At 40.1% G+C, this 23,923-nt stretch carries 21 protein-coding genes; 3 read left to right on the forward strand and 18 right to left on the reverse strand.

Annotated features, from left to right (window positions below):
* Window positions 1–26: 26 nt before the first annotated feature.
* From arsS to ANA7108_RS0109720, 18 genes are all read right to left on the reverse strand, one after another.
* Window positions 27–1,013 carry an arsenosugar biosynthesis radical SAM (seleno)protein ArsS gene (gene arsS / locus ANA7108_RS0109640; protein ID WP_016950578.1) on the reverse strand — a complete coding sequence of 329 codons (987 nt, stop codon included), beginning with the start codon at window positions 1,011–1,013 and terminating at the stop codon, window positions 27–29.
* Between the two features lie 33 nt (window positions 1,014–1,046).
* Window positions 1,047–2,015, reverse strand: coding sequence for an arsenosugar biosynthesis arsenite methyltransferase ArsM (arsM, locus tag ANA7108_RS0109645; protein WP_016950579.1), 969 nt, complete (start codon window positions 2,013–2,015; stop codon window positions 1,047–1,049).
* Between the two features lie 91 nt (window positions 2,016–2,106).
* The gene (locus tag ANA7108_RS0109650; RefSeq protein WP_016950580.1) at window positions 2,107–2,781 is read right to left on the reverse strand and encodes a response regulator transcription factor; all 675 of its coding nucleotides are present in this window, start codon (window positions 2,779–2,781) and stop codon (window positions 2,107–2,109) included.
* A gap of 237 nt (window positions 2,782–3,018) precedes the next feature.
* Entirely contained in the window at window positions 3,019–3,849 is an 831-nt protein-coding gene (locus tag ANA7108_RS0109655; RefSeq protein ID WP_016950581.1) for a GNAT family N-acetyltransferase, read from the reverse strand.
* Window positions 3,850–4,261: 412 nt separating this feature from the next.
* Entirely contained in the window at window positions 4,262–5,182 is a 921-nt protein-coding gene (locus ANA7108_RS0109660; protein WP_016950582.1) for an NAD(+) kinase, read from the reverse strand.
* Window positions 5,183–5,188: 6 nt separating this feature from the next.
* Complete coding sequence (gene nuoK, locus ANA7108_RS0109665) at window positions 5,189–5,494, reverse strand: NADH-quinone oxidoreductase subunit NuoK (RefSeq protein WP_006199065.1); 306 nt, start codon at window positions 5,492–5,494, stop codon at window positions 5,189–5,191.
* Window positions 5,495–5,580: 86 nt separating this feature from the next.
* A complete protein-coding gene (locus tag ANA7108_RS28735) occupies window positions 5,581–5,775 on the reverse strand; it encodes a hypothetical protein (RefSeq protein ID WP_016950583.1) in 195 nt (64 codons plus the stop codon).
* Window positions 5,776–5,786: 11 nt separating this feature from the next.
* The gene (locus tag ANA7108_RS0109675) at window positions 5,787–6,404 is read right to left on the reverse strand and encodes an NADH-quinone oxidoreductase subunit J (RefSeq protein WP_026104082.1); all 618 of its coding nucleotides are present in this window, start codon (window positions 6,402–6,404) and stop codon (window positions 5,787–5,789) included.
* A gap of 226 nt (window positions 6,405–6,630) precedes the next feature.
* Window positions 6,631–7,215, reverse strand: a complete 585-nt coding sequence (gene ndhI, locus ANA7108_RS0109680) for an NAD(P)H-quinone oxidoreductase subunit I (protein WP_016950585.1) — start codon at window positions 7,213–7,215, stop codon at window positions 6,631–6,633.
* Between the two features lie 213 nt (window positions 7,216–7,428).
* The gene (gene nuoH, locus ANA7108_RS0109685; protein ID WP_016950586.1) at window positions 7,429–8,547 is read right to left on the reverse strand and encodes an NADH-quinone oxidoreductase subunit NuoH; all 1,119 of its coding nucleotides are present in this window, start codon (window positions 8,545–8,547) and stop codon (window positions 7,429–7,431) included.
* A 323-nt stretch (window positions 8,548–8,870) separates the two neighbouring features.
* Window positions 8,871–9,014, reverse strand: coding sequence for a hypothetical protein (locus ANA7108_RS30155; protein WP_158318357.1), 144 nt, complete (start codon window positions 9,012–9,014; stop codon window positions 8,871–8,873).
* 205 nt (window positions 9,015–9,219) lie between these two features.
* On the reverse strand, window positions 9,220–10,356 hold the full coding sequence (locus ANA7108_RS0109690) for a citrate synthase (protein ID WP_016950587.1): 1,137 nt from the start codon (window positions 10,354–10,356) through the stop codon (window positions 9,220–9,222).
* Window positions 10,357–10,469: 113 nt separating this feature from the next.
* On the reverse strand, window positions 10,470–10,964 hold the full coding sequence (sixA, locus tag ANA7108_RS0109695) for a phosphohistidine phosphatase SixA (protein ID WP_016950588.1): 495 nt from the start codon (window positions 10,962–10,964) through the stop codon (window positions 10,470–10,472).
* A gap of 429 nt (window positions 10,965–11,393) precedes the next feature.
* The gene (locus ANA7108_RS0109700; RefSeq protein WP_016950589.1) at window positions 11,394–11,969 is read right to left on the reverse strand and encodes a hypothetical protein; all 576 of its coding nucleotides are present in this window, start codon (window positions 11,967–11,969) and stop codon (window positions 11,394–11,396) included.
* A gap of 49 nt (window positions 11,970–12,018) precedes the next feature.
* Window positions 12,019–12,501, reverse strand: a complete 483-nt coding sequence (locus tag ANA7108_RS0109705; RefSeq protein ID WP_026104084.1) for a DUF4079 domain-containing protein — start codon at window positions 12,499–12,501, stop codon at window positions 12,019–12,021.
* Window positions 12,502–12,562: 61 nt separating this feature from the next.
* Window positions 12,563–17,113, reverse strand: coding sequence for a PAS domain S-box protein (locus ANA7108_RS28155; RefSeq protein ID WP_016950591.1), 4,551 nt, complete (start codon window positions 17,111–17,113; stop codon window positions 12,563–12,565).
* Window positions 17,114–17,893: 780 nt separating this feature from the next.
* Window positions 17,894–18,289: a DUF1830 domain-containing protein gene (locus ANA7108_RS0109715; RefSeq protein WP_016950592.1), complete on the reverse strand. Its 396-nt coding sequence runs from the start codon at window positions 18,287–18,289 to the stop codon at window positions 17,894–17,896.
* Window positions 18,290–19,074: 785 nt separating this feature from the next.
* Complete coding sequence (locus ANA7108_RS0109720; RefSeq protein ID WP_016950593.1) at window positions 19,075–19,638, reverse strand: hypothetical protein; 564 nt, start codon at window positions 19,636–19,638, stop codon at window positions 19,075–19,077.
* Between the two features lie 337 nt (window positions 19,639–19,975).
* On the opposite strand from ANA7108_RS0109720, the gene ANA7108_RS0109725 reads away from it, so the two are divergent.
* The 3 genes from ANA7108_RS0109725 (at window position 19,976) to ANA7108_RS0109735 (ending at window position 23,799) form a co-directional block, all read left to right on the forward strand.
* The gene (locus tag ANA7108_RS0109725; protein WP_016950594.1) at window positions 19,976–21,568 is read left to right on the forward strand and encodes a photosystem II high light acclimation radical SAM protein; all 1,593 of its coding nucleotides are present in this window, start codon (window positions 19,976–19,978) and stop codon (window positions 21,566–21,568) included.
* A 216-nt stretch (window positions 21,569–21,784) separates the two neighbouring features.
* The gene (locus ANA7108_RS0109730; RefSeq protein WP_026104085.1) at window positions 21,785–23,164 is read left to right on the forward strand and encodes a DICT sensory domain-containing protein; all 1,380 of its coding nucleotides are present in this window, start codon (window positions 21,785–21,787) and stop codon (window positions 23,162–23,164) included.
* Window positions 23,161–23,799 carry a pentapeptide repeat-containing protein gene (locus tag ANA7108_RS0109735; protein WP_016950596.1) on the forward strand — a complete coding sequence of 213 codons (639 nt, stop codon included), beginning with the start codon at window positions 23,161–23,163 and terminating at the stop codon, window positions 23,797–23,799. The genes ANA7108_RS0109730 and ANA7108_RS0109735 overlap by 4 nt, the downstream gene beginning before the upstream one ends.
* The last annotated feature ends 124 nt before the right edge of the window (window positions 23,800–23,923 follow it).

Raw genomic sequence — 23,923 nt, forward strand, 5'->3', positions numbered from 1 at the left:
ACAGTTTTTATTTACCAAACTTTAATTTAAACTAAAGCCCCGCTACAGCTAGAACCACAACCCGCAGTACAGCCATAGCAATAATCAGCAGTTTGTATTTCACTTATTAAATCCAAACTATTAGCTGCTAATAATTTGCTAATTGTGAGGATTTCACCATTTCTAGTTTTTGCAGGTAAATTCATCATTTGATTAAAGTCGCAATCATAAACATTCCCTAAATAATCAACTGAAAGTTGATCAAGACACATTAATTTTTTAACTGTATCTGGGTTAAATTGCAACTCTAAAAACTGCAAATAGCTAGAGTAGATATTTTTTCGTTCTAAATGTGATTTCGTTCTACCTACAGGTAAGTTAGTGATGGTAAAGAGGTTGTTAAATCCTATATCAAAATGTTGTTGTAAGAAGGTTTTGTAAGCCTGTTCTAAATTTGTTTGTTCGGGAGTTAAGGAAAAATTTTCACTGTTTGGTAACTGGGGATTGTATACCAAATCTAAAGTTAAATTGGGATTTTTTCCATAACCAACTTGATTTAACAATTGCAAAGCTTTGATTGAACTATTAAAAACACCATTACCGCGCATTCTATCAACATTATCTGCTAAATAGCAGGGTAAAGATGCGACAATTCTAACTTGGTGTTGAGCAAAATATTCTGGTAAATCTCTAAAGCCATTAACAAAGTAAATTGTCAAATTTGAACGAACAATAACTTGTTTACCAGCTAATTTTGCAGCTTCTACTAGTGACTTAAAACCATAATTCATCTCTGGTGCGCCACCAGTTAAATCAACAATTTTAATTTCTGGGAATTTGTGAATTAATGAAATTAGTTGTTGACATATCTCTGGAGAAAGTTCTTCTTTTCTAATAGGACTAGCTTCTACATGGCAATGATTACAAGCTAGATTACAACGTTTACCAAGATTAATTTGTAAAACGTTTATATTCTTCTTTATCAAAGGTAAACTCAGTTTTTTTTGAAAAGGTGTAATTGCTGTTTTTACCATAATTTATGCCCTCATTAGTGTGTGTATTTTTAATCAACAGCAACCACCACCATTATAGTGCCATGTAGAGTCAGTAATCATGATTTCTGCTGGCTTTAAAGAGCCTAATTTGTGAGCCGTTTTATCACAAACAGCGGCGGGAATACCACGCTGAAGAAGATGACCTACTCCATCATCAAAAAAAGCTTCTATACCTGAATAAATTGCAGTTTTGCCAGTGAAAATACAAGCTCCATCTTCAGGAATATCTACTTTAAAAGCAACAGAATCTAGACTTTCTAAAAGTAGATTTTTTTCTAGTTGATAAGTTTGAGTATCTAGCAGCCGATAAGGGCGACGGGCGCGAATTTCAATTTGTCCAAAACCAGCTTTGATGATTAATTGAGTATATTCTTCATATGTGAGTGCGCCTGATAAACACATAGCTCGTAACCGTTCATCTTGTTGTAGATGTTCAGGAATTGGAGAAGTAGCAATAGGGTCACTCATTTGTAATCTTCCCCCTGGTTTTAATACCCGATATGCTTCTTTTAAAGCCAGACTTAAATCGGCTGGTTCAAAAATGTTAAATAGGCAATTTTGTGCTACTACATCAACAGCAACATCAGCAACTGGTAAATGAAAAGCATCTCCTGGAATAATTTGGACGAAACTAGTATCAAACCAAGGGTTTTCTTGAGCAGCAATTTCTAAATTACGTGTAGCTGCTGCACGCATTGCTGCCACTGGTTCCACAGCAATAATAGCACCAGGACGACGGGAAAAATAAGCAAATTGCAATGCTTCTAAACCACCACCAACACCAACATAGAGGACTGAAGGTTGATTTACTAATTCAGTGGGATGAACCGTAGTTCCACAACCGTAATTCATTTCCTGCATTGCTACAGGAATTTTTAGCCCTGGTAATTGCATGGATGTACTTTGAACACAACACAGTCCCACTTCTGGTATTTGAGCAACTTCGCTGTAAAATTGGGCGGCGGTTTCTAAATAAGTCATTGTTGTTTTTGAGAGTTAACTTTATATATACTAATTGTTGTATTAATATATAACCGCGTACTAAATAAGTTTTTACTGAGAAGCCATTAATTCATTTGTCCAACACATAACCGACACCACTTACAGTTTGCACGATACGTCTTTCGTTATTGGCTTCGAGTTTTAGACGTAAGTAACCAATGCAAACTTCAATAATATTGGCATCACCGATAAAGTTATAAGCCCAAACTTCTTCTAAAATGCGATCGCAAGTAATTATTTGTCGTGGATGCATAAGTAAATATTCTAGTAAATCAAATTCTTGGGTAGTTAACTTAACTAAACGCTGGCCTCTATAGACTATCCTGGTGCGTCGATTTAAAATCAACTCTTCAAATTTTAAGACATCAGTGGTTCCATCTTGTTGTTTATATCGCAAGTGCGTGCGAACTCTAACTAATAACTCCTCTATACTTAATGGTTTTTGTACATAATCGTTAGCACCAGCATCTAAACCAGGATTGCGATTGTTCACGTCTTCTTCAGGAGTTAACAAAATTATCGGCACATGAGCATCAGTATTTCGCAAGCAACGACAAATTTCCAACCCCGATGCACCAGGTAGCATCCAATCTAAAATAACTAAATCTGGATGAAATTTCTGGGTTGCCATGAGCGCCGTTAATCCATCGTAAGCGATACTAACTTGATAGCCTTCATAATTCAGTTCTGATTCTATAAACCGAGCCAATTTGACTTCATCTTCAATCAGTAAGATGTGCGTCATGATAATATTGATTATTTCAGCAAAGGATGATACTATTAACGCCAAATAAGAACTATTAGATGTGTTTGCTCAACACCTAATAGTTCTAAGTTAGCTTATTATAAAGCTGAAAAAGTAACAAGCGTAAGTCTGTAATTACCCATAATCGCCCTAGCACAGTCTTATCTAAGTAATAATAATTAAAATTACACAGTATCAGGTAATTGTAAATCAGGGGAAGCAAACCCTTACTTTTTCCTAGTCTGAGCAGGTAGACTCAGATAGATTCGACTTCCAGGGGTTTGGGCTTGATGGCAAATTTGAGTAAAAACATCTAGCAAAATCAGCAATATTACATATAATCAAAAAATCAATAGTTTTAAAATTTCTATCAATAGCAGGGAGACTGCATATTTTTGATCCAATACTCAAATATGCTTGCAAAATATTAGGAATTTCTACATTATATGAATCTGCATATTGTTCAGGCATTTCTATAGAAAATTCTAAATTAGGATGAACCAAAATATTTGGATGCATCCAATCATGATTCTGAAAATAATTATATGCACAAGCAGCTTGGCTATGGCATTGTGTTAACAAAGATGCACAGCCAAAAAAATATTGATTTTTACTCCCAAGCAGATAGTTAGCTAATCCTTCCCAAAGCAACAAGAGTGTATGACTATTGCGATATTCTTTAGCTATGCAAGCACGTCCAACTTCTACAGATGCCTGAAGCACAAAATTAGGAATTCCATGAAGATTAAATATGTCAGCAGCATCAAAACCTAAGCCTTTACCAGCCATTGTATAGGTTTGCATTCGATAAGTGCCAATTGTTTTACCAGTTTCTTTAGCAATGAGTATTAAATGATGGCAAACCTCATCGAACTTATCTTTATCCATTTGGGCTGTATTAGAACCAGAGAATCCCAAGCCTAATTCTCGATTAAAAACCTCAAATCGCAATCGGAAAATAGATTCTAATTCCTCCTCAGTCACGGCCAGTCGTAGGATATATTTTTCATTTTGCAAAACTGGAAAATCAGGAAGATGCAGTGAGTAATTGCTGTGCTGATAATACATTTCTATCTGGTTTCCTAGTTGTATTTGTGAAATATCATACTAAAACTGATCTACTAGGCAATAAATAATATGTATGAACTTCATAACATGAATCAAGATTAAAGATAGAGTTCTTTTATTATGAAGATTAATACTAAAAAAATCTGGCAATAAGATACCAATTTATCTAATTTATCTAATTTATAATTTAAATTACCTCATAATTAAAAAGCCCTCGAATATATGTGAGGGCTAAAAGAAGTTTGTGGTTTTATAGAGAATTTTTGGTATAGCTATTGACAGACTTAAAAGTCTCTAAAAATCCTGGAAAAATATAGGAATGATAAATGATATCTGATAGCTTGCGTGGCGTAGCCATAAAATTTTAAGTCTAGTAAGGTGGACAATGCCCACCCTACGTATATTTCAAAAATCAATTGCGATGATTATTGCTGTAGCGAACCCTTGTACCTGCCCAAAGTAACTTTTCTCGCAGAGTTTGATAATATGAATTGTTTTCCCGCAAAACAATAAACTTAGCCCGACAATCAGCCATTCGCACATCAACACGATGTCCCGGCCAAATTGAAGTAGACAACACCCCATCCATCCACAATTTTGTACTTAAATCGTAGTCCCCTAAAGGCCAAATACTGACCACAGAACCAGGAGGTAAAATCAGAGGACGACTAGAAAGACTCATTGGACAAATAGGTGTGATAGTAATTGCCTCCATCCCATCATGCATGATTGGTCCACTAGCAGAAACAGTGTAACCAGTGGAACCAGTTGGAGTAGAAACAATTAACCCATCTCCTACATATTGATCAACCACCTCACCATCTATTTCCATTTCTAGAATAGAGGTAATCATGCGGTCAGCAGAAGCAGGTTTAACACAGAACTCATTCAAAGCCAGGTAATGTTCAGTTACTGGTTCTAAATTCGTCCGATGACCCTCATAAACCGCTGCTTGTAACATCATCCGCCGCTGAATAGCATAGCGATCTTCAAACAGCCGATCCCAAACTTTTTCTGGTTCTTGAAACTCATCGACTGATTCAGTTAAAAACCCCAAATGACCACCCACATTCACACCCAGAATAGGGATACCAGCTGGGGCTAAATGTCTAGCACTGGTGAGAACAGTACCATCACCGCCAAGTACCAAAGCTAAATCAATTGGTTGACTGGCAGAAGCTAAGAAGACAGGATAAGGGTTATCCTTTGGTCCGCTTGGCCCTACCAACACTTGGCACTGACGATCTTCTAGTTGTTTAGCACAGAGTTCTGCCCAGCGTTTACTCTGGGCATCTCGCGCTTTATAAGCAATGATTACCTGCTTGAGTTGCACGCATTATTACCACTTCAGGAGATTGAACTGCTCCATATCGACGGTATCACGATTGCGATAAATAGCCAGCACAATCGCTAAACCAACCGCCGCTTCAGCAGCTGCCACGGTAATCACAAAAACAGTGAAAACCTGACCCTTAATTAATGTTGAGTCGAGGAAGTTGGAAAATGCCATTAAATTCAGATTAACAGCATTCAGTAACAACTCAATTGACATTAGCACTCGCACCGCGTTGCGGCTGGTAATTAAACCATAAATGCCAATACAAAACAAAGCCGCTGCTAGTAATAAAAAGTACTGAAGTTGCATGATTGGTGATTGGTAATTGGTAATTGGTAATTAGTGATTGGTAATTGGTGATTGGTAATTGGTGATTGGTGATTGGTAATTAGTGATTAGTGATTGGTGATTGGTGATTGGTAATTGGTAATTGGTAATTGGTAATTGGTGATTAAGTTATTCTTAACTTTCTCCGCGTCACCGCGTCTCCCAATCTCCGCGTCCCCCAATCTCCGCGTCTCCCAATCTCCGCGTCTCCCAATCTCCGCGTCTCCCAATCTCCGCGTCTCCCAATCTCCGCGTCTCCCCATCTCCCCAGTCCCTATTCCTCAGTTCCAGAACTGCTATTAGTTGATACCAGTTCCCTGGGTCGTTCTGGCAAAGTTAAGATAGATTGTTGTATTTGAGAAGAATCTAATTCATCTGGTAAATATTCCCGACGTGCCAAAATAATTGCTCCTACCATTGCCATTAGCAACAAAACAGAGGCTAACTCAAAGGGCAGCAAAAAGTCAGTGAAGAAATGTTCACCAATCAAAACTATAGAACTTTCACTAGCCACAGGAGAAGTGGTATAAGCCCAAGGAGTTGCCAAGACCATCGTACTCAACAGGATAAATAGTCCTATACTCACCACACCTGTGACTACTTTTCTTAGCCCAGCACTTGGCAACGGTGAAAAGTCTTGCCGCTTGTTAACCAACATAATGGCAAACAGAATCAACACGTTAATTGCACCAACATAAATCAGAATTTGTGCTGCTGCTACAAAATCACCATTTAGCAACAGATACAGTCCTGACATACTAATGAATACACCTCCCAGCAAAAAGGCAGAATAGACAATGTTAGAAAACAGTACTACACCTAGTGCTGCCCCAATCATCATCACAGCTAGTATGCCAAATGAAACGACCTGTACTCCTTCCGCTAGATTCACTTTTTTAGATCCTTTTAGTGTTTGATAAATGCTTACTAGTAATTAGTAATTGGGAAAAAGGTAATTGGTAATTGAAAAAAATATTTATAGCAGTTGCCAGACTCATGAGAACAACTTTAAATGCTCATATTCTGAATGGCTTGTATCATACTGTGCTATTCAGCCAGAGTTTTAAAAAGCTGATTACTGACTGCCATATTACTCATTACCCATTACCTATTACCCATTAACCATTACCATTTTCGACTAAGTCTTCTGGACGAGAACCAACACGAGGGGCATCAGCAGGTACACCGTGGGGTTCCATAACGCCTTTAGGTAAGTAAACTAATTCGCGTAGTGCAGTCACCATTGGATCGTCTGTAACTTTGTAAGGTAGTCGTCCTAATGCTACGCTGTCATAGTTTAATTCGTGGCGATCATAGGCAGCAAGTTCATATTCTTCTGTCATGGATAAACAGTTAGTTGGGCAGTATTCCACACAATTACCGCAGAAGATACAAACTCCAAAGTCAATGCTGTAGTGATTGAGCTTTTTCTTCTTGGTGGCTTTGTCAAATTCCCAATCGACTACAGGTAGGTTAATGGGACAAACACGAACACACACTTCACAGGCAATGCATTTGTCAAATTCGTAGTGAATTCTGCCGCGAAACCGTTCACCAGGAATCAATTTTTCGTAAGGATACTGTACGGTAACAGGACGGCGCTGCATGTGGTCAAAGGTAACAGATAGCCCCTGACCAATGTAACGAGCAGACTGTACTGCTTCTTTGGCGTAGTCACCAACTTGTTTCAGGAACTTGAGCATTTTTTGAGTCTCCTCTCTTTTCGATTTTGGATTTTGGATTTTAGATTTTAGATTTCAGATTCAATCCCTTCGGGTAATGCCTCCAGCACGCTTCGTGGTAGGCGCAGCTATGCCCGCCGGGCTTTACAGCAATCACTCATGGGGGAAACCCTTCCAAGGCAGTGGCTCCCCAAGACCGCGCTGCTTCACCAAAATCTAAAATCTAAAATTGCTTTAGCCGCCAAAGGCGACGGGAAAAGCTAATTTCAGTGCGGCGGTTAATAGAAGATTAACCAAACCGACTGGCAACAAGAACTTCCAGCCTAAATCTAACAGTTGGTCAATCCGTACCCGTGGGACTGTCCAGCGGATAAGGATGGCAAGAAACACAAGCAAATAGGCTTTAAGTACGGTCATGGTGATACCTAAAGAAGCAGTCACCACCTGGAGTACAGGGTTTGTTTCACTAACTCCCAGCACACTACCTATGAGGCTGACAGGAATGGGAAAATGCCAACCGCCTAGATACAAAATTGCTACGAGGAGGGAGGAAAGTATTAAGTTAATGTAAGAGCCTAGGTAGAATAGACCAAATTTCATGCCGGAATATTCAGTCTGATATCCTGCAACTAGTTCTTCTTCCGCTTCGGGTAAGTCAAAGGGTAAGCGTTCGCATTCAGCTAGGGCTGCTATCCAAAAAATGATGAAACCAAGTGGTTGTCGCCAAATATTCCAGCCCAAAATACCAAAATTAGATTGCTGATTCACGATATCAACAGTGCTGAGGCTGTTAGACATCATAGCGATCGCTAGTACACTCAGTGCCAAGGGAATTTCATAACTAATTGACTGTGCTGCTGCCCGCAAACCCCCTAAAAGGGCGTATTTATTATTAGAGGCATAACCAGCCATCAATAACCCAATGGGCTGAATACTGGATAAAGCAATCCACAAGAAAACCCCCATTCCCACGTTGGTAATGACGATATTTTCCCCAAAGGGAACAATTAGAAATGACAAAAATACCGGAATTACGACAATCACGGGTCCTAGGGTAAACAGCCAGCGGTCTGCTTGGGCTGGGACTATATCTTCTTTAAAGATTAGCTTCAGACCATCCGCTACAGGTACTAGTAACCCAAAAGGCCCTTGGTATTCTGGTCCAATCCGTTGCTGTGCAGCAGCAGAGATTTTTCGCTCTAGCCAGGTGGCAACTAGTACTCCCACCGTTGCACCAATCAGCATCAGGATCATTGGTAATGGCATCCAAATCGCTTTGGCTGCCCCTGGTGGTATTCCTAAATCCTTGACGGATTGTATAAAAGTTCCTTGGAGGTCAATTCCTGCATTCATGTTTACTACTCTTTACGTCAACTGAAGTCTGTTCGCGTTAGTTTTGCGAAGCAAAGTCTGAAATCAGATTTTTCCATCTTCATACTCTATTCTTCAGCCTTCATCTTTTATCCTTCGAGATGATGTCTGATTGTAGATTTGTTGCTAATTCCCATGTTTAGTATATCCTTGGATGGTTTGAGGCTCCTGAACCAAGATGACAACTTCTACTTATGGTTGGGATTGAGATTGGCTAATACTCGGAGATGGGGACGCTCCAGATGGGGAGAAATAATTACCCCCTGCACCCTGCCCCCTGCCCCCTGCCTATTTATTCCCTGTCATCATCTGCCTAGAGCTTGCGTGACGACGTAGGAGTCATACGGCAGACTACCACCAACACCAATACCCCATGTTACAGACAATACAAATTGGCCGCTTCCAGATGAGTAACGGTTTTTGAGTCTGTCTAAATTGTATGATGTCATGTCTGGCTAATTGCTGATCAAAAAACTCTCCGCGTCCCTGTTTGAGTTCTAATGATAAGCATTCAGCCAGAGATAATATCATGTTCCAGTACTGTCAGGTGTGATGACAATACTAAGTTCAGATTCTCGATTACAGATGACAGTTATGAATCTGTCCATCTATAGGCATGAATCCAAAGTCTAAAATCTAAAATTGGTTACTTAGTTAACGTTGGTCGATGGGAAGGTAAGGAATTTCGTGACGACCGTTGTAAACTTGGGTAGGACGGAAAATTCGGTTTTCTGCGAGTTGTTCTTTCCAATGGGCTAACCAACCAGCCACACGAGCGATCGCAAAAACTGGTGTAAACAAGTCTGTGGGAATTCCCATTTTTCTGTACACCAAACCTGAATAAAAGTCAACATTGGGATAAATCCCTTTGCCACTTAATTTTTCGGCAACTACCCTTTCCATTTCTTGGGCAATTTCATAGTACTTGTCGTAGCCAAACTTCTCGAATAGCTGTTCGGCCAAACTTTGTAAAATTGTGGCTCTGGGATCTTTTACCTTGTAGACACGATGCCCAAAGCCCATAATCTTCGCTTTACGTTGTAGAAGATCATCTACATAGGGGCGAACATTATCGACAGAACCAATTTCTTCCAACATCTGAATTACTTCTTCGTTAGCACCACCATGCAACGGTCCGCCCAAGGTTCCCACTGCACTAGCAACTACCGCGTAGGGGTCAGTCAGTGTAGAAGCTGTCACCCTGGCACTAAAGGTAGAAGCATTCATTGTATGCTCAACATGAAGTATCAAGCAGATGTCAAAAATTTTCGCTGCTAAAGGATCTGGTTCCTTCTCGTTCAGCATATACAAGAAGTTGCCAGAGTAGTCCAAATCATCCCGTGGCTTTACAGGGTCATTACCTTGTCGCATCAACTGGAATGCCGCTACCATCGTGGGAATAGTTGCCATTAACCGTACCACTGCATCCCGAATGTAGACCGGATTATGTAAGTCACGGCGCGAGTAAAATAAACCCAATGCAGCCGCAGAGGCTTGCAGAGCATCCATTGGGTGTCCACTTTCGGGAAAGCATTTCATCATGTCCCGAATGCGATATTTTATGCGTCTGTGGTAGCGAATTTCATGCTCAAACGCTTCCAATTCTTCCTTGTTTGGCAATTCACCCCAAATTAACAGATAAGCAGTTTCTAGGAACGTACTGTTTTCTGCTAATTCCTCAATCCGAATGCCACGATATTCTAGTATTCCCTTTTGCCCATCTACATGACTAATACTCGATTGGGCTGCGGGAATGCCTTCTAAACCAGGCTTGTATTCGCACACCGTCATGGCAACACCATTTGCTTTGTGAAATATCTAATCACGCTAACTTACCAGAAATGATTTTCACCATCACAGTTGTCGGAACTACGAACTATTCTATAAGAAAGGTCGCAAAACTGTCATAGCAGGTACTTGGGTGGTGTCAACAAGAACATTTGACTATAACCCAGAGGAGATCCAGTTTCTGGTAGTTTTATCCCAATCATACCTGCTTTTTTGAGGACGAGACTGCCTTTGGCTTCTCCCCAAAGCAGATTTTCTGCCCAATTGCTCAAACAAGGTTCATGTCCTACTAGAATCAACTGGGTTATATCATCAAAATTCCTGGGTTCTAACCAGTCTGTTAGCCAATTTTTGATGTTACTTCCTGGGGTGAGATGGTCAGATATTTCTAGCTGAGAACTGAGTCCAGCCTCAATGAGTATTTCTGCTGTTTGGTGAGCGCGAACTAGGGGACTGCTAAGGATTAAATGAAAGTGTAAATCTAGTTTTACTAATTTTTGGGCTACTTTCTCTGTTTTTTGTCTTCCTTCTTTAGTAAGTTGACGTTCTTCATCTTTTAGCCCTGGTTGATGTTCTTCAGCAATACCATGACGGAATAAATATAAGTTCATCAGTAGTCGTGCAAAATAAATTGTACATTTAGGAGAGGGAACAGGGAACAGGAAACAGGGAACAGGGAACAGGGAACAGGGAACAGGGAACAGGGAACAGGGAACAGGGAACAGGGAACAGGGAACAGGGAACAGGGAACAGGGAACAGGGAACAGATAAGCACTATAGGGATTTTTATTTGTTCCGAAAATATTCAATTAATTTTGCTCAGGTACTTAATTAAGTTCACAGCTATTTTATCGAAGATGATACAAAGATAGGGTGATGAGGAGAATAACTTTCTCACTCTTGCCTATTCCCAATTACCAATCACCAATCACCAATCACCAATCACCAATCACCAATCACCAATCACCAATCACCAATCACCAATTACCAATTACCAATCACCAATCACCAATCACCAATCACCAATCACCAATCACCAATTACCAATTACCAAGAATTGCTGTATTAATAGTCCAAGCATCTATTAGTAACAGCAGCAGGGTCAAAGCAAATAAAATTAAATACATCCAGGGTTGTGCTAAAGGACGAACATCTGTAGTGTCAATACCTGTTTTAGTTTGGACAATGTTCACCAAACGAGCAAATCCAGCTACACGCATTGGTAGTAAATAAGCTTTTCCGTCTTGGCTGAGGAAATAATAAACTATACCTCCTTGTCCAGTTGTCCGGGGTTTTAAGCTTTTGATATCTAACCAAGGTAGAGACCAACCTTTGCGAAAGAAGCGCGGAACCCAAATAGGGTAAGTCACTTGAATTCCCTGGTCATCTACTATCACTCTTTCAGTTAATACCGCATAAAGTCCCACAAAACCGATCATGATGCCTAGCCACAATAATTCTGGTGGTGTAGGTGCATCTGTTGCTTGGGCTAAAAAAGGTAAAGGAACTGTGAGTGCTAGATATAGACTCAACAGGGTGATTCTAATCAAGGGAGACAAACGGAAAATAGAAGTTGAGGTTGTTGTCACGGCTAAATCGCAGTTAATTTTAGTCAAAAGCTCTTCTTATTATTTTAACTATGACACTCTTTTTCCTGTTACTTGTTCAAGGTAAATACTTTTGTACGACAGTCCAACCAGTGAGGGACACCCAAGTAAACCCGGAGAATAGAAGGATATTTAAACCAATGTGTAAAGGTCTAGCCCAAGGTTTTCTAGAACCAATTTGAGTTGCACTAAAAGCCGATCCTAATACTAGTGTTACCACTATTAATCCAGCCATTAAGTGTGATGAGTGTCCCAATGAACCAAAATGTCCTAAAGTGCCAACAATACCAACGGCTAGAAGTAGTAGGACTAAGCTGACCATAGTGATACCGATTATATAGTGGAGCGATCGCAGGGCTGACCTTAGGTAACGCACTTGACCATAATTCCAGGGTAGTGAAACTCCCAAAGGTGGTTCTCCGGTAGTTCTCACCCTCAACATCCAAATACCAGTAATTGCTAAAAATAAATATGCCAGCAACGACAACCCCATAGACCATGCGGCGATTTTCCACAACCAGAGAAAAGAAGGTAGATGCATAGTACAAATTAAAACTTAAAATTTACAACTTAAAAAACTCTTGGTTGCTCAACCATTAATCTTACTCCCAGAAAGAGAAGATTACAGATTGATTGCGTCCCTGTTGTTTGGCGCGGTAAAGTGCCTGATCTGCTTGCTCAACTAAAGTTGATGCTGATACTTCAGCAGTAGGTATTTGGGCAGCGATACCGAGGCTAACAGTTACTATATCGCTGACTTTAGAAGCTTGGTGAGGAATTGCCATATCTGTAATTGCCACATGAATCCGTTGAGCGATCGCCAAAGCTCCTTCAATATTGGTCTTAGGTAAGATAACCACAAATTCTTCCCCACCGTAGCGAGCCACCAAATCCATTGAGCGACACACCACTTGTTTTGCGGACTGAGCAATTTTGATCAGACACTCATCTCCGAGTTGATGACCGTAGGAGTCGTTATAGCGTTTAAAATAATCCACATCGAACAACAATAAAGATAGAGGTTGCTGTTCTCGGTATAGTCGCTGCCATTCTTGCTGTAAGCGATTGTCAAAACAGCGCCGATTGGCAATTTGTGTTAACCCGTCAGTATTTACCAGTTGTTCCAGTTCCTGATTTGCTAGTCTGAGGTCATGTTGGGCTTGTTTCAGGTTTTCTTCGATTTGTTTGCGTTCGCTCACATCTAGCACAACGCCGTAAAATGCAATCTCTCCATTTTCTCGCCGTTCTGGTCTAGACCTGGCTTTTATCCACTTGATTTTTCCTGAAGGTGTGATAATACGCCACTCATAGTTAAAGGGAGACATAGTTTTCACACTGTGAGCGACTGCTTGCTGATAAGCAATGCAATCATCAGGATGAAACTGCTCAAAGCAGAGGTGAGGATTTTCAAGTACCTGCTCAACAGTCAGTTCATGAATATCCTCAAATTCATGACTTATATATTCATAATACCAAGAGCTGTCCAACCGCATGACCGTAATATAAATTACTCCTGGGCAAGATTCCGAAATCTCCTTAAACCTTTTTTCGCTGTTTAGTAAAGCTAATTCTGCTTGCTTACGGTTGCTGATATCTGTAACTCTTACCAAATCAATAGTTTTACCAGCTATGTCAATGCGTTTTACTGCCAGATTGCCCCAGAAATTCTTACCTTTTTTAGTTACATATTCTATTTCTTGACTCCAACAGCCTAAATTAGCTATATCATCCACAATTATTGCGATTTCATCATCAGTAAATTGCCGTTTTTGTAAAGTTTGCCCTTCAATGCCAATTAGTTCTTCTTTGCTGGCAACTTCAAACATTTCCACAGCGCGACTATTGCAATCAAGAATTAAGGGATTGGGAACATCAACGAGAAAAATAGCATCGGGAGAGGCGTTATAGATAGCTTCCTTGAAATCTCGACTTTTCCTGAGTTCTAACTCTGCTTCTTTGCGAGCGGTGATATCTTGAGATGTACCTAAAGTCTGTCTTAAACTACCATCTGCGGTTCTAGCAAACACCATATCTCGACTATAAAGCCAACACCATTTTCCTTGAGTATTTCTAACGCGATACTCTACTTCTACAAAATCACGATTTTGCAAACTATCAAGCTGTTGCATAGCCTCATAGACTAAATGTAAATCATCGGGATGACAAATAATAGGAAACAAATTAGCTCCCATTTCCTGAATTTCTGCGGCAGAATATCCTAATATTTCAGCAACATAACTATTCACGTAAACATTACGCTGCTCGATGTGGTCGTAAATATAAAGTAAGTTTGGCGTTAGTTCTGTAATTTTTTGAATAAAATGCTGACTTTCTAGCAGTTTATCTTCTATTTGTTTGCGCTCAGTAATATCTTGGCTTGTACCAAACAGCCGAATCACTTTTCCCTCAGCATTGAGTTCAGCCCTACCTCTACCTTCGGTATACCGAAAAGAGCCATCTGCATTGATAATTCTCAGTTCCAATTGATAGGATTCACCTGTAAAGAGAGCCCTTTTAACTGCCTGATTTAGTAGTTTGGCATCTTCAGGATGATAAAGCTGTAGATTTTCTTCGTAAGTAGGTTCACCCAATATCGGGTCACGTCCGACAATGTGAAATAGCTCATTAGACCAAGTAATTTTACCTGTAATTACGTCATACTTCCAGTTACCAATATGGGCAAGATGCTGGGCTTCTAACAACATGGCTTCACTTTTTTGCAAAGCTTCTTCAGCTTGTTTACGCTTACTAATATCAAGCAAAACTCCACGCCAAACAACATCACCATTCTGTTGCAATTCAGGGCGAGAATTTGCTTGTACCCACTTCAGTTTGTCCGCAGGAGTGATAATACGCCACTCGTAAAAAAATGGTTCTAGTTTTTTGGCACTAAAGGCAACAGCCTGATTATATCCAGCCCTGTCATCGGGATGAATTTGTTGAAAATAAAGACTAGAATTTGCTAAAATTTCTTCTGGTTCTAATTCTAAAAGATATCGACAACCCAAGCTGACGTACTCAAAAGTAAAAGATTTATCTGAATGCTGCACAAGGGTGTACATTGTTCCGGGGATATTAGACGCTAGTGTTTGGAGTAAATTTTGGCTATACTGTAATGCGTCCTCCATGTACTTGCGTTCAGTGATATCGTATAAAACGCAATGTGTCTTCACAAATTGACCTTCTAATTCCTGTTGAATGCGACCTTCGAGGAGAACGACTATCTCACCACCATCCTTTTTTGTTAAATACAATTCTGCACTGACCTTTTTATTGCATTTGAGATGTTCAAATGCCTCTATGAAATAGGGTTGTGTCTTCAGTGTCCACAACTCTCCAAAACTCCTACCAATTAACTCGGATTTGGTGTATCCCAATAAGTCACACAATTGTGAATTGACATCAATAAAACATCCCTGTTCATCGAGGGATTGATAAGCAACGGGGGAATTTTCAAACAAGCTTCTAAATCTGTGTTCGCTTTCTAATAAGGTATGTTCAGCTTGTTTACGTAATCTAAGCTCATTGTAGAGATCGGTAATATCTTTCATCACGCCAATAATGCAATCCTGTCCATCCAAAGATTGAACTCTAGCAGAGATGAGAACAGTTTGAATTTGCCTGGAGTAAGTATACATCCTTACTTGAAAATTCAGGATAATACTTTCATTAACTAGCGTCTGTCTGAAGTGGTGGAAATCCTCTAGATTTTCCCACATTCCCAATTCTGTACAGGTTTTTCCGATGATGTTTTCGGCGGTATCTCCCCAAAAATTACAAAAACTTTCATTAACATTTAAACACCTTCCTTCCTCTAATGTAGAAATCCAAACGGGGTCAGGAGTAGTATTAAAAATAGTCAAAAATTTGGTTTCCGATTCCTGAAAGGCTTTTTTGATTTGAACAGACATTTGGTTAAAGGATGTTGCGAAAACCTTCAGTTCTGCTATGGCAATATCTTCAGATAAAGATTCTTGCCACTCTCCTTTGGCCATAGCTTGACTAGCTTGACTCAACCGCAAAATCGGTTTAGCTATCCAGTATGCAGTGAGGCTACCTGTGCCAATGGCAATTACCAGCGCTAAACAACAAAACAGAAGGGTTCTGTGGGCATTAGCATGAATTTCTGCCATAAACTCTGATTCAGGAATCACCGTCACTACCAGCCAATTTAAGCCGTAATCATCGCGGTAGGGCGTAATTCTTATAAAGCATTTTTGCTCTAAATCAGGGCGGAGAGTGTGGGGTTTAGAAATAGCTTTCAAACTCCCAAACCGTTGCATTAAATGCTGGGTCACTTCGCGGATTACAGGTTCACGACTATTCAAGGCTTGGAGTCTCGTCGCTTTACCATTAACTATGGGGGCTGGGGATTCATCCTCGGAACTAGCAACTATTAGCCCTGATCTCTCTACGATGGAGATGTGACCTGATCTACGCGAATTCAGTGTTTTCAGAAATCGACTGATTTGTGAGAGTTCCAAATCAATACCGAGTACACCTAACAAATTTTCCTGCCCGTCATAGACTGGAGTACTGGCGGAAATACTGATGCGATCAGGTAAATCTCCCCAAGTGTAAATCGAACTCCAGATTGGCTTACCAGCCTTAACTGCATCTAAGTACCAAGCAGCATTATTCGTTTGTGGGTTTTTAATTGTACGTTTTAATTTGAGCCGATTACCCTGATTATCTACTGAATAGGAGCGAATTTCGCTAAGGTCAGATATGGGAATTTCTCCAATTCCTAACTTATTATCCAGCCCATAACCCGCACCAATAAATCCTCCCTTTTGACTACCAAAGTTAATATATGCAAAATTTAAAGATTGCACCTGACGATAAAAATATTTTCCTAAGGTGCTAAAATTGTTTAAGTCTAAGATTCCTGACTCAAAAGCATCTACATTTATGCGGTTTATTTCCTGGGCTTTCCCCAAATAATTATCTAAATGTTGCTCGATGCGATCATCTACCTCTGTCATCAATTGATCCGCTAAGTTCTCTACAGCTTCCTGTCCGCTACGGTAAGAAAAATAGCCCACCAGTGTTACTATCCCCACAGTTTGCAGAACAAACGGCACAATCAACAAAGTTCGTAGCGGCAGATTAGCAAATGGTTTGACAAACCATCTGACAGCGGTATCATTCATATTTCAAGGGCTAAGTAATAAAAAAGATGCTTGATTTCAATATTCTTTTGTCCCCCTTTCATTAAAGATCGAATAAATCAACGAATTTTCAAGATTACAGTCTAGGAAAAATAAAGGTTTCACTCTACTCTGCAAGAAGAGGGTTATTGCCAAGAGTAGTTCATTGATGTATGATATCTTACATTAATAATGTGTTAATAACCAATTATTTACACATTCTTCCGATCAGAAAAACATGACCGGTTGATTGAACCCTTGTTGCTTGCTACTGTAGAGTACTTTATCCGCACATAAAGGGGATCGTAGTTTCCCCAGTCAAGGTAAAACTTTCAAAGTCAAAGATATTTGTCTATATTTTTTACCAATATTAAGTGGGTGGGCGTTAAAAAATATAGTATAGACTTAACTCCCCAGTCCACTTCAATAATAAAAGATTAGGACTAAAGCTGCGTGTCACACCAAGAATCTATTGTAGGGTGCGTCAGATATCAAAAATCTGTTTATTTACTACATTTATGCAGTCTGACGCACCCTACCAATGTGCCAGTTGCGTAAGTCCTGAAGTTGTTCCTTTTCCCTCCCCTGTAGCGGTTAGGGTTAGGGAAGTGGGAGTCAAAGCCTCTCCAGTATTAAGAGTTATTGCTTATTTTTTCGACGGACAGCATTGACAAGAATGGGTATATTATTTGAAATTCAGTAACGCTGAATCAATTTCCATATACAAAAAAGGTACAAAAAAGGCTGCTGAATTCAGCAACCTTAAAATTGAGAAAAATTTTTTTAATCAACGGATGCTAATCCTAGGATTTGTAAGGGTTTTGTCGTATCTCCAAGTTTTGTATTTATGGAAGAATCCATCGAAGTAGTATGGATTGGGTTTATTTCTGTTGAGGAGTTTTGATTACACTCATCATCAGTAGATTCAGTGAGGGCTAGGCGATCGCACGGGATTGTATCCGATAAAATTGCACTGGCCATCATTCCTGTATGAATCTCCATCTGTGCTTCTATTGGAGCTTCAAAAACTAGTCTTTGTCCAGGAAACACTACTCTTTCAAAGTACCAATTAGGAATATTGGAGATGCGAGCCACCTGCATTTTACTCGTGGCATTGACATAGCAGCAGAGAAACTTTCCCGATTGCTCCGGTGGTAGAGGATCTAATATTTGAGCCATAACTGCTGAGGAGCTTTTACGCCACAATTCTACATTACATAAGCAAAACTAACATCGTCCGATCCCCATTTGCTGTAACTCCGACTACCAACTAGCATTTTCTGCATTATTTCTATCTAAAGTTATGTCTTTTTTATAGAAATTTCCTGACGATATCTAATCTTTACAAACTCCGTCAGGTGTTAATAGTTCTGTTAGATATTGTGTTGGCAAGTTGATCATGTATAAAGCGCGTCATCAGATTTTATACTCTTTGGATCAAACTAATTTAGGGGTTTAGCAATGCTAAACCCCTACCTAAATTATTATTCATATTTATTTTAAAATGGTTCTTCCTTGTCAATTCAATCATAACAAATCTAAAATCTTATGTCAACCCCCATACTCTCTTTTTGTGCTTTTGTGAGAATCAGGATTTTGAGGATTAAAGGATTAACAGGATGGGTTTCTTGTGGGTATCAGGATTTTAGGAGTTAGCAATTTTTGTCTGAATCAGCATACAGAAATACTATAAATAAATAAACAAATTTTAAATATCTAACGCACCTTAATAAATCATCCTGAAAATCCTCAAATCCTGTAAATCCTGATTCTGACAAAATAAAATCCTGAAAATCCTTAAATCCTGGAAATCCTGATATGGCTTGCGCCACGCTTCGCTATCAGACAAAATAGAGTGCGTCAAACTCTCAAATATCCAACGCACCCTAACAAACCATCCTGAAAATCCTTAAATCCTGGAAATCCTGATATGGCTTGCGCCACGCTTCGCTATCAGACAAATATTAAACCACAGTCTCCACAGGATTAACAACAAGTTTCTTCGCTGCTAAACGCTTTTTAGCTTTTCTCATCAATCCTAGAGCAAATAGAGAACCGACTGTGGCGATGGTTGCACCTCCGGGAGTGTCAAAGGGGACGGTGACTGATGCAGTCCCAACCGCATACACCACCGATTGATTTGGACTAAAATTAAAATCATCAATGAAGCCGTCAGCTGCTAAGGCACTACCAGAAACTGACACACCGTTAAACGAGGTAGCGAAGGCAGGGGCATGATCCAACGTTCCCGATATACCTAATGTACCAAGAGGAATCGGATAACCGAATGAATTTCCCACCACGTTTGTTAGGAAATTTATGAAATTAGTGTCGTTATTAGCACTTCCCCACCACGGTGAGTTTTGTATCTGCGACTGAAAAGTTGTGTAGCTACCAGTCACTGTCGTCACATCGTAGTCCACACCATTGAAATTAAAAATCAACGCATTTGCTGGAGATGCAGAACTAACCACAATACCAGTCACAGCACCACCAACCACCAAAGGCAAAATTCGAGATAATTTCATTACATTGTCCTTTTTTAAGGTTTGCAAATAACGTCAGTCACAAAAAAGGTGCTTCAAAGTCCAGAAAAAACTTGAATACCTAAGCATGGGGACATTAGCCGCATTGTAAAAAAACAACAACAATGATGTCTAGCTAATTTACGAGAATTTACATGATTTTTTCTCTGAATTTGTCGTATTTCACATCACCACAAAGTAACTGCCAATTGAGAGAGAATTTTTTATTTACCTTACACTAAGTAAAATTACAGTTAGATCAAAAAATTCAATTAGCAAAATAAAAATAAATATTGGTAAATTAATATTAAGCCCAAAAAATCCCCTAAAAATTAGCAAGATGGCAGTTGAAACAACTATGATGGAAAATCGAATCCTCTATGTTCGCCTTCCCTGTAACCCCATCTTTCCCATTGGGGTTGTTTACCTGAGTGATCACGTTCACAAGCAGTTTCCCTCTATTCAACAGCGGATTTTTGATTTAGGAACTGTTCCACCTTTAGATTATGGTACTGCCCTAGATGCCTGTATTGATGAATTTAAACCCACATTACTTGTTTTTTCTTGGCGTGACATTCAAATATATGCACCTGTAGGCGGACGGGGCGGAAATCCGTTACAAAACGCATTTGAATTTTACTATGCAAAAAACCCGTTGATCAAATTACGGGGTGCATTAGGCGGTTTAAGAATCTTTATCGCCTATTATGTAGAACTATGGCGGAATTTGGGACTGATTAAACGCGGTTTAAAACGCGCCCAGAGATATCATACCCAAGCCCGTGCAGTGGTGGGTGGTGGTGCTGTTAGCGTATTTTATGAACAATTGGGAAAAAGCCTACCCGCAGGAACAGTTATTTCTGTCGGTGAAGGAGAAACCTTGCTGACAAAATTCCTGGGTGGACAAGAGTTTAGAGAGGAACGTTGTTATGTGGTCGGAGAAAATCAACCACGAGAACGACTTATCCACGAACAACCTACACCCTTAGAAAAAACAGCTTGTAACTACGACTATATAGAAACCATCTGGCCAGAATTTAATTATTACTTGCAAGATCAAGATTTCTACATTGGTGTACAAACTAAGCGTGGTTGTCCTCACAACTGCTGTTATTGCGTTTATACTGTAGTTGAAGGTAAGCAAGTCAGAATTAATCCCGCTGATGAAGTGGTAGCAGAAATTCGCCAATTATATAATCGCGGTGTACGTAACTTCTGGTTTACCGATGCTCAATTTATCCCCGCACGGAGATATATCAACGATGCTATAGAACTATTACAAAAGATTGTCGATTCTGGCATGAGCGATATAAACTGGGCAGCATACATCAGAGCCGACAACCTGACACCAGAGTTGTGTGATTTGATGGCAAAAACCGGGATGAACTACTTTGAAATCGGCATTACCAGCGGTTCTCAAGAACTTGTACGCAAAATGCGAATGGGTTACAACCTGAGAAATGTCTTGCAAAACTGTCGGGATTTAAAAGCCGCTGGTTTTAATGATTTAGTTTCCGTCAATTACTCATTTAACGTCATTGACGAACGTCACGAAACCATTCGTCAAACGATCGCTTATCATCGGGAATTAGAAAGGATTTTCGGTGCTGATAAAGTAGAACCTGCCATTTTCTTTATTGGACTGCAACCCCATACCCACTTAGAAGAATATGCCTTTAAAGAAGGTATCCTCAAACCAGGGTATGATCCAATGAGTTTGATGCCCTGGACAGCTAAAAAACTTCTGTGGAATCCTGAACCATTAGGTTCATTCTTTGGGGAAGTCTGTTTACAAGCATGGCGACGCAACCCCAACGACTTCGGACGCGAAGTGATGAATATCCTAGAAGAAATATTGGGTTGTGCTGAGTTAGAAACAGCACTTTCTGCGCCAATAGAAAACCAAAATAAACAATTAGCAGGCGTATCATAAACAATAGAGCATGGGAAACAGGGAGGCAGAAGTTTTTAACAAGATGATGTGGAGGCGTTACTGCACAGAGAAGCGGAGCAAAATATGTCCTTATCTGCGCGTCCAAAGGTCTGAGTTCCCAAGCAGATCATAATCCCCCCATCTTCCCCTCTCCACGTCTCTTTGTTACTTGATTTGTCTCCTCACCGCCCCAACTCCCTATCTCCCCAACTTCCCATGTTAGAAGGTTCAATTCTCCAACAACTAGAAACAGCCCACCGTCATAGCACTAGACCAATTCGCTTTGGGGTGTACTACAAAAATACATTAGTAGCTCTATGTCACGCTTTAGAAGACCATATATTAACTGAAGACGGAGAGCCTTTAGTAATCACGGCCTTCCAAATGGGTAAATGGTATTTGCAAGAAGCGAACCGATATGCAGATATTGCTAAACGTAGCCGTGGAATTGCCATTATGGCATCTGCTGACGCTGGCTTTGCAGAACATTCCACTAGTCAGTTACCTAATGTTGATTTAGTGGCTATAGAAGCGGGTGATCCTGTAGAACAGGAGTGGCACTTAATTATTTTATCACCTAAATACACAGCGATGGTAATTTGTCAAGAATTATCAGAGGATGATTATGGTATTGGTGGATTACCGAAATCAGATTTAGAACGTAAATTTTATGGTTTATGGACATTTGAACCAGAGTTAGTGAGAGAAACAGCAGAATTAGTGATCGCTCACATCGAAAAATATAATCCAGAATTAGCCAATAAACTCAACAACCATAAACAAGCAATTCAGTCTGCACTTATTTCACCAAAAGACTTAGGTATAGTCGTCTCTCGCGTCGTTGATTACCTGCAAAATGAGCAAGAGAATGCCATTGTTCCCGCCCTAGATCGCAACTTGATTTCTAACGAAATCCAAGCATTTTTGCGAATGGCGCAATTAATGGATTTAGCAGATATCAACAATCCTATGGCTTCGGCAGAAGTCGTCGCAATTTGTGAAACAATGGGGCAATTGTTGGATTTACCCGCATGGCAAATCAAGAGATTGCGTCTTGCTGCTTTATTACACCGCATAGATCCACTGCAAAGAGCCGAAAGTGTCTTGACTCCCGGCGCATCTACAAATTACCAAGAAGAAGCCCCCAGCTGTCCTTTAACCTGTCCCTTAATCCCAGGGGCGCAAGTATTGCGAACAATGCCACGACTGCGGGCTATTGCCCAAATTATCAGTCATCAAAGCGAGTGGTGGAATGGTACAGGAGAACCCGCAGGTTTAGCTGGAGATGAAATTCCCCTAGAATCAAGAATTTTAGCCTTAGCAGCAGATTTTCAATGGCGAGTTTGTCAACAACAATATTCAAAACAAAGTGGACAAGATATATTTGCTCAAGCATTAGATCATTGTCGAAAAGAACAATCTACCCGTTTTGACCCTAAACTTGTAGATACCCTAACTTTGTTAGTCATGGGCTTACAACAGGGACTAGACTTACCCCTAATGACACCCAAGGTAAGTAGTAGTATGTGGTTACTTGATTCTAGATGGGACAGTCACAGCAAAAGTAGTCAGGAGATTGATAGTTACTCAAAATGAATATTGAAGCTATTAGATTAGGAAAAATCAAACAACTCCCAGGGGCAGACTTAGAAGATGAGGAACTATCCCAAATAGATTTAAGCCGCATCAATTTAGCTGGTGCTATCTTGGTGGGGACTAACTTTGCTGGTTCTAAACTGGAAGGTGGGCATTTAGAAGGTGCAAATTTAATGGGCGCTAATCTCCAGGAAACAGACTTGCGGGCTAATCTCATGGGAGCGAACTTAATGCAAGCAGACTTAACTAGTGCTGACTTGCGAGGTAGCAACTTGCGTGGTGCTAACTTAATGGGTGCTACACTTAGCGACGCATCTTTAGCAGGTGCTTTTTTAAGTGGTGCTAATTTGATGAGTGTCAACTTGCAAGGCGTTGATTTGCGAGGCGCTGACTTGCGTGGTGTAAACCTAACAGGGGCAAATCTCAAAGGTGCAGATTTGAGTCGGGCTGATTTACAAGGGGCGTTATTAAGTCAAGCTAACCTGGAAGAAGCCGACTTGCGGGGTGCAAACTTAGCTGGGGCGAATTTAACCGGGGCGAATTTACTTTGTGCAGAGTTAGAAGTTGCAAATTTGCAAGGAGTCAATTTAGATCGGGCTTGTGTGGTGGGTACAATCCTGGAGGTGGTTTATTAATGCTGATTTTTGCTTATGAATGATCTATCAAGTCGTTGGCAAGAATGGTTAACTGTATTCGCTTATTTAGGGATAACAGTATTGATTATTTGGCGTATATTTACATCTGAGAATAAATAAACCG

The organism is Anabaena sp. PCC 7108, assembly GCF_000332135.1.
In the GTDB taxonomy this organism is placed as follows: Bacteria; Cyanobacteriota; Cyanobacteriia; order Cyanobacteriales; family Nostocaceae; genus Anabaena.

What these genes read in the sequence shown, in the direction of transcription:
- arsS (WP_016950578.1), bottom strand. Translation starts at nt 1,013, where the DNA reads ATGGTAAAAACAGCAATTACACCTTTTCAAAAAAAACTGAGTTTACCT.
- arsM (WP_016950579.1), bottom strand. Translation starts at nt 2,015, where the DNA reads ATGACTTATTTAGAAACCGCCGCCCAATTTTACAGCGAAGTTGCTCAA.
- ANA7108_RS0109650 (WP_016950580.1), bottom strand. Translation starts at nt 2,781, where the DNA reads ATGACGCACATCTTACTGATTGAAGATGAAGTCAAATTGGCTCGGTTT.
- ANA7108_RS0109655 (WP_016950581.1), bottom strand. Translation starts at nt 3,849, where the DNA reads ATGTATTATCAGCACAGCAATTACTCACTGCATCTTCCTGATTTTCCA.
- nuoK (WP_006199065.1), bottom strand. Translation starts at nt 5,494, where the DNA reads ATGCAACTTCAGTACTTTTTATTACTAGCAGCGGCTTTGTTTTGTATT.
- ANA7108_RS28735 (WP_016950583.1), bottom strand. Translation starts at nt 5,775, where the DNA reads ATGGGGAGACGCGGAGATTGGGAGACGCGGAGATTGGGAGACGCGGAG.
- ndhI (WP_016950585.1), bottom strand. Translation starts at nt 7,215, where the DNA reads ATGCTCAAGTTCCTGAAACAAGTTGGTGACTACGCCAAAGAAGCAGTA.
- nuoH (WP_016950586.1), bottom strand. Translation starts at nt 8,547, where the DNA reads ATGAATGCAGGAATTGACCTCCAAGGAACTTTTATACAATCCGTCAAG.
- ANA7108_RS30155 (WP_158318357.1), bottom strand. Translation starts at nt 9,014, where the DNA reads ATGACATCATACAATTTAGACAGACTCAAAAACCGTTACTCATCTGGA.
- ANA7108_RS0109690 (WP_016950587.1), bottom strand. Translation starts at nt 10,356, where the DNA reads ATGACGGTGTGCGAATACAAGCCTGGTTTAGAAGGCATTCCCGCAGCC.
- sixA (WP_016950588.1), bottom strand. Translation starts at nt 10,964, where the DNA reads ATGAACTTATATTTATTCCGTCATGGTATTGCTGAAGAACATCAACCA.
- ANA7108_RS0109705 (WP_026104084.1), bottom strand. Translation starts at nt 12,501, where the DNA reads ATGCATCTACCTTCTTTTCTCTGGTTGTGGAAAATCGCCGCATGGTCT.
- ANA7108_RS28155 (WP_016950591.1), bottom strand. Translation starts at nt 17,113, where the DNA reads ATGAATGATACCGCTGTCAGATGGTTTGTCAAACCATTTGCTAATCTG.
- ANA7108_RS0109715 (WP_016950592.1), bottom strand. Translation starts at nt 18,289, where the DNA reads ATGGCTCAAATATTAGATCCTCTACCACCGGAGCAATCGGGAAAGTTT.
- ANA7108_RS0109720 (WP_016950593.1), bottom strand. Translation starts at nt 19,638, where the DNA reads ATGAAATTATCTCGAATTTTGCCTTTGGTGGTTGGTGGTGCTGTGACT.
- ANA7108_RS0109725 (WP_016950594.1), top strand. Translation starts at nt 19,976, where the DNA reads ATGGCAGTTGAAACAACTATGATGGAAAATCGAATCCTCTATGTTCGC.
- ANA7108_RS0109730 (WP_026104085.1), top strand. Translation starts at nt 21,785, where the DNA reads ATGTTAGAAGGTTCAATTCTCCAACAACTAGAAACAGCCCACCGTCAT.
- ANA7108_RS0109735 (WP_016950596.1), top strand. Translation starts at nt 23,161, where the DNA reads ATGAATATTGAAGCTATTAGATTAGGAAAAATCAAACAACTCCCAGGG.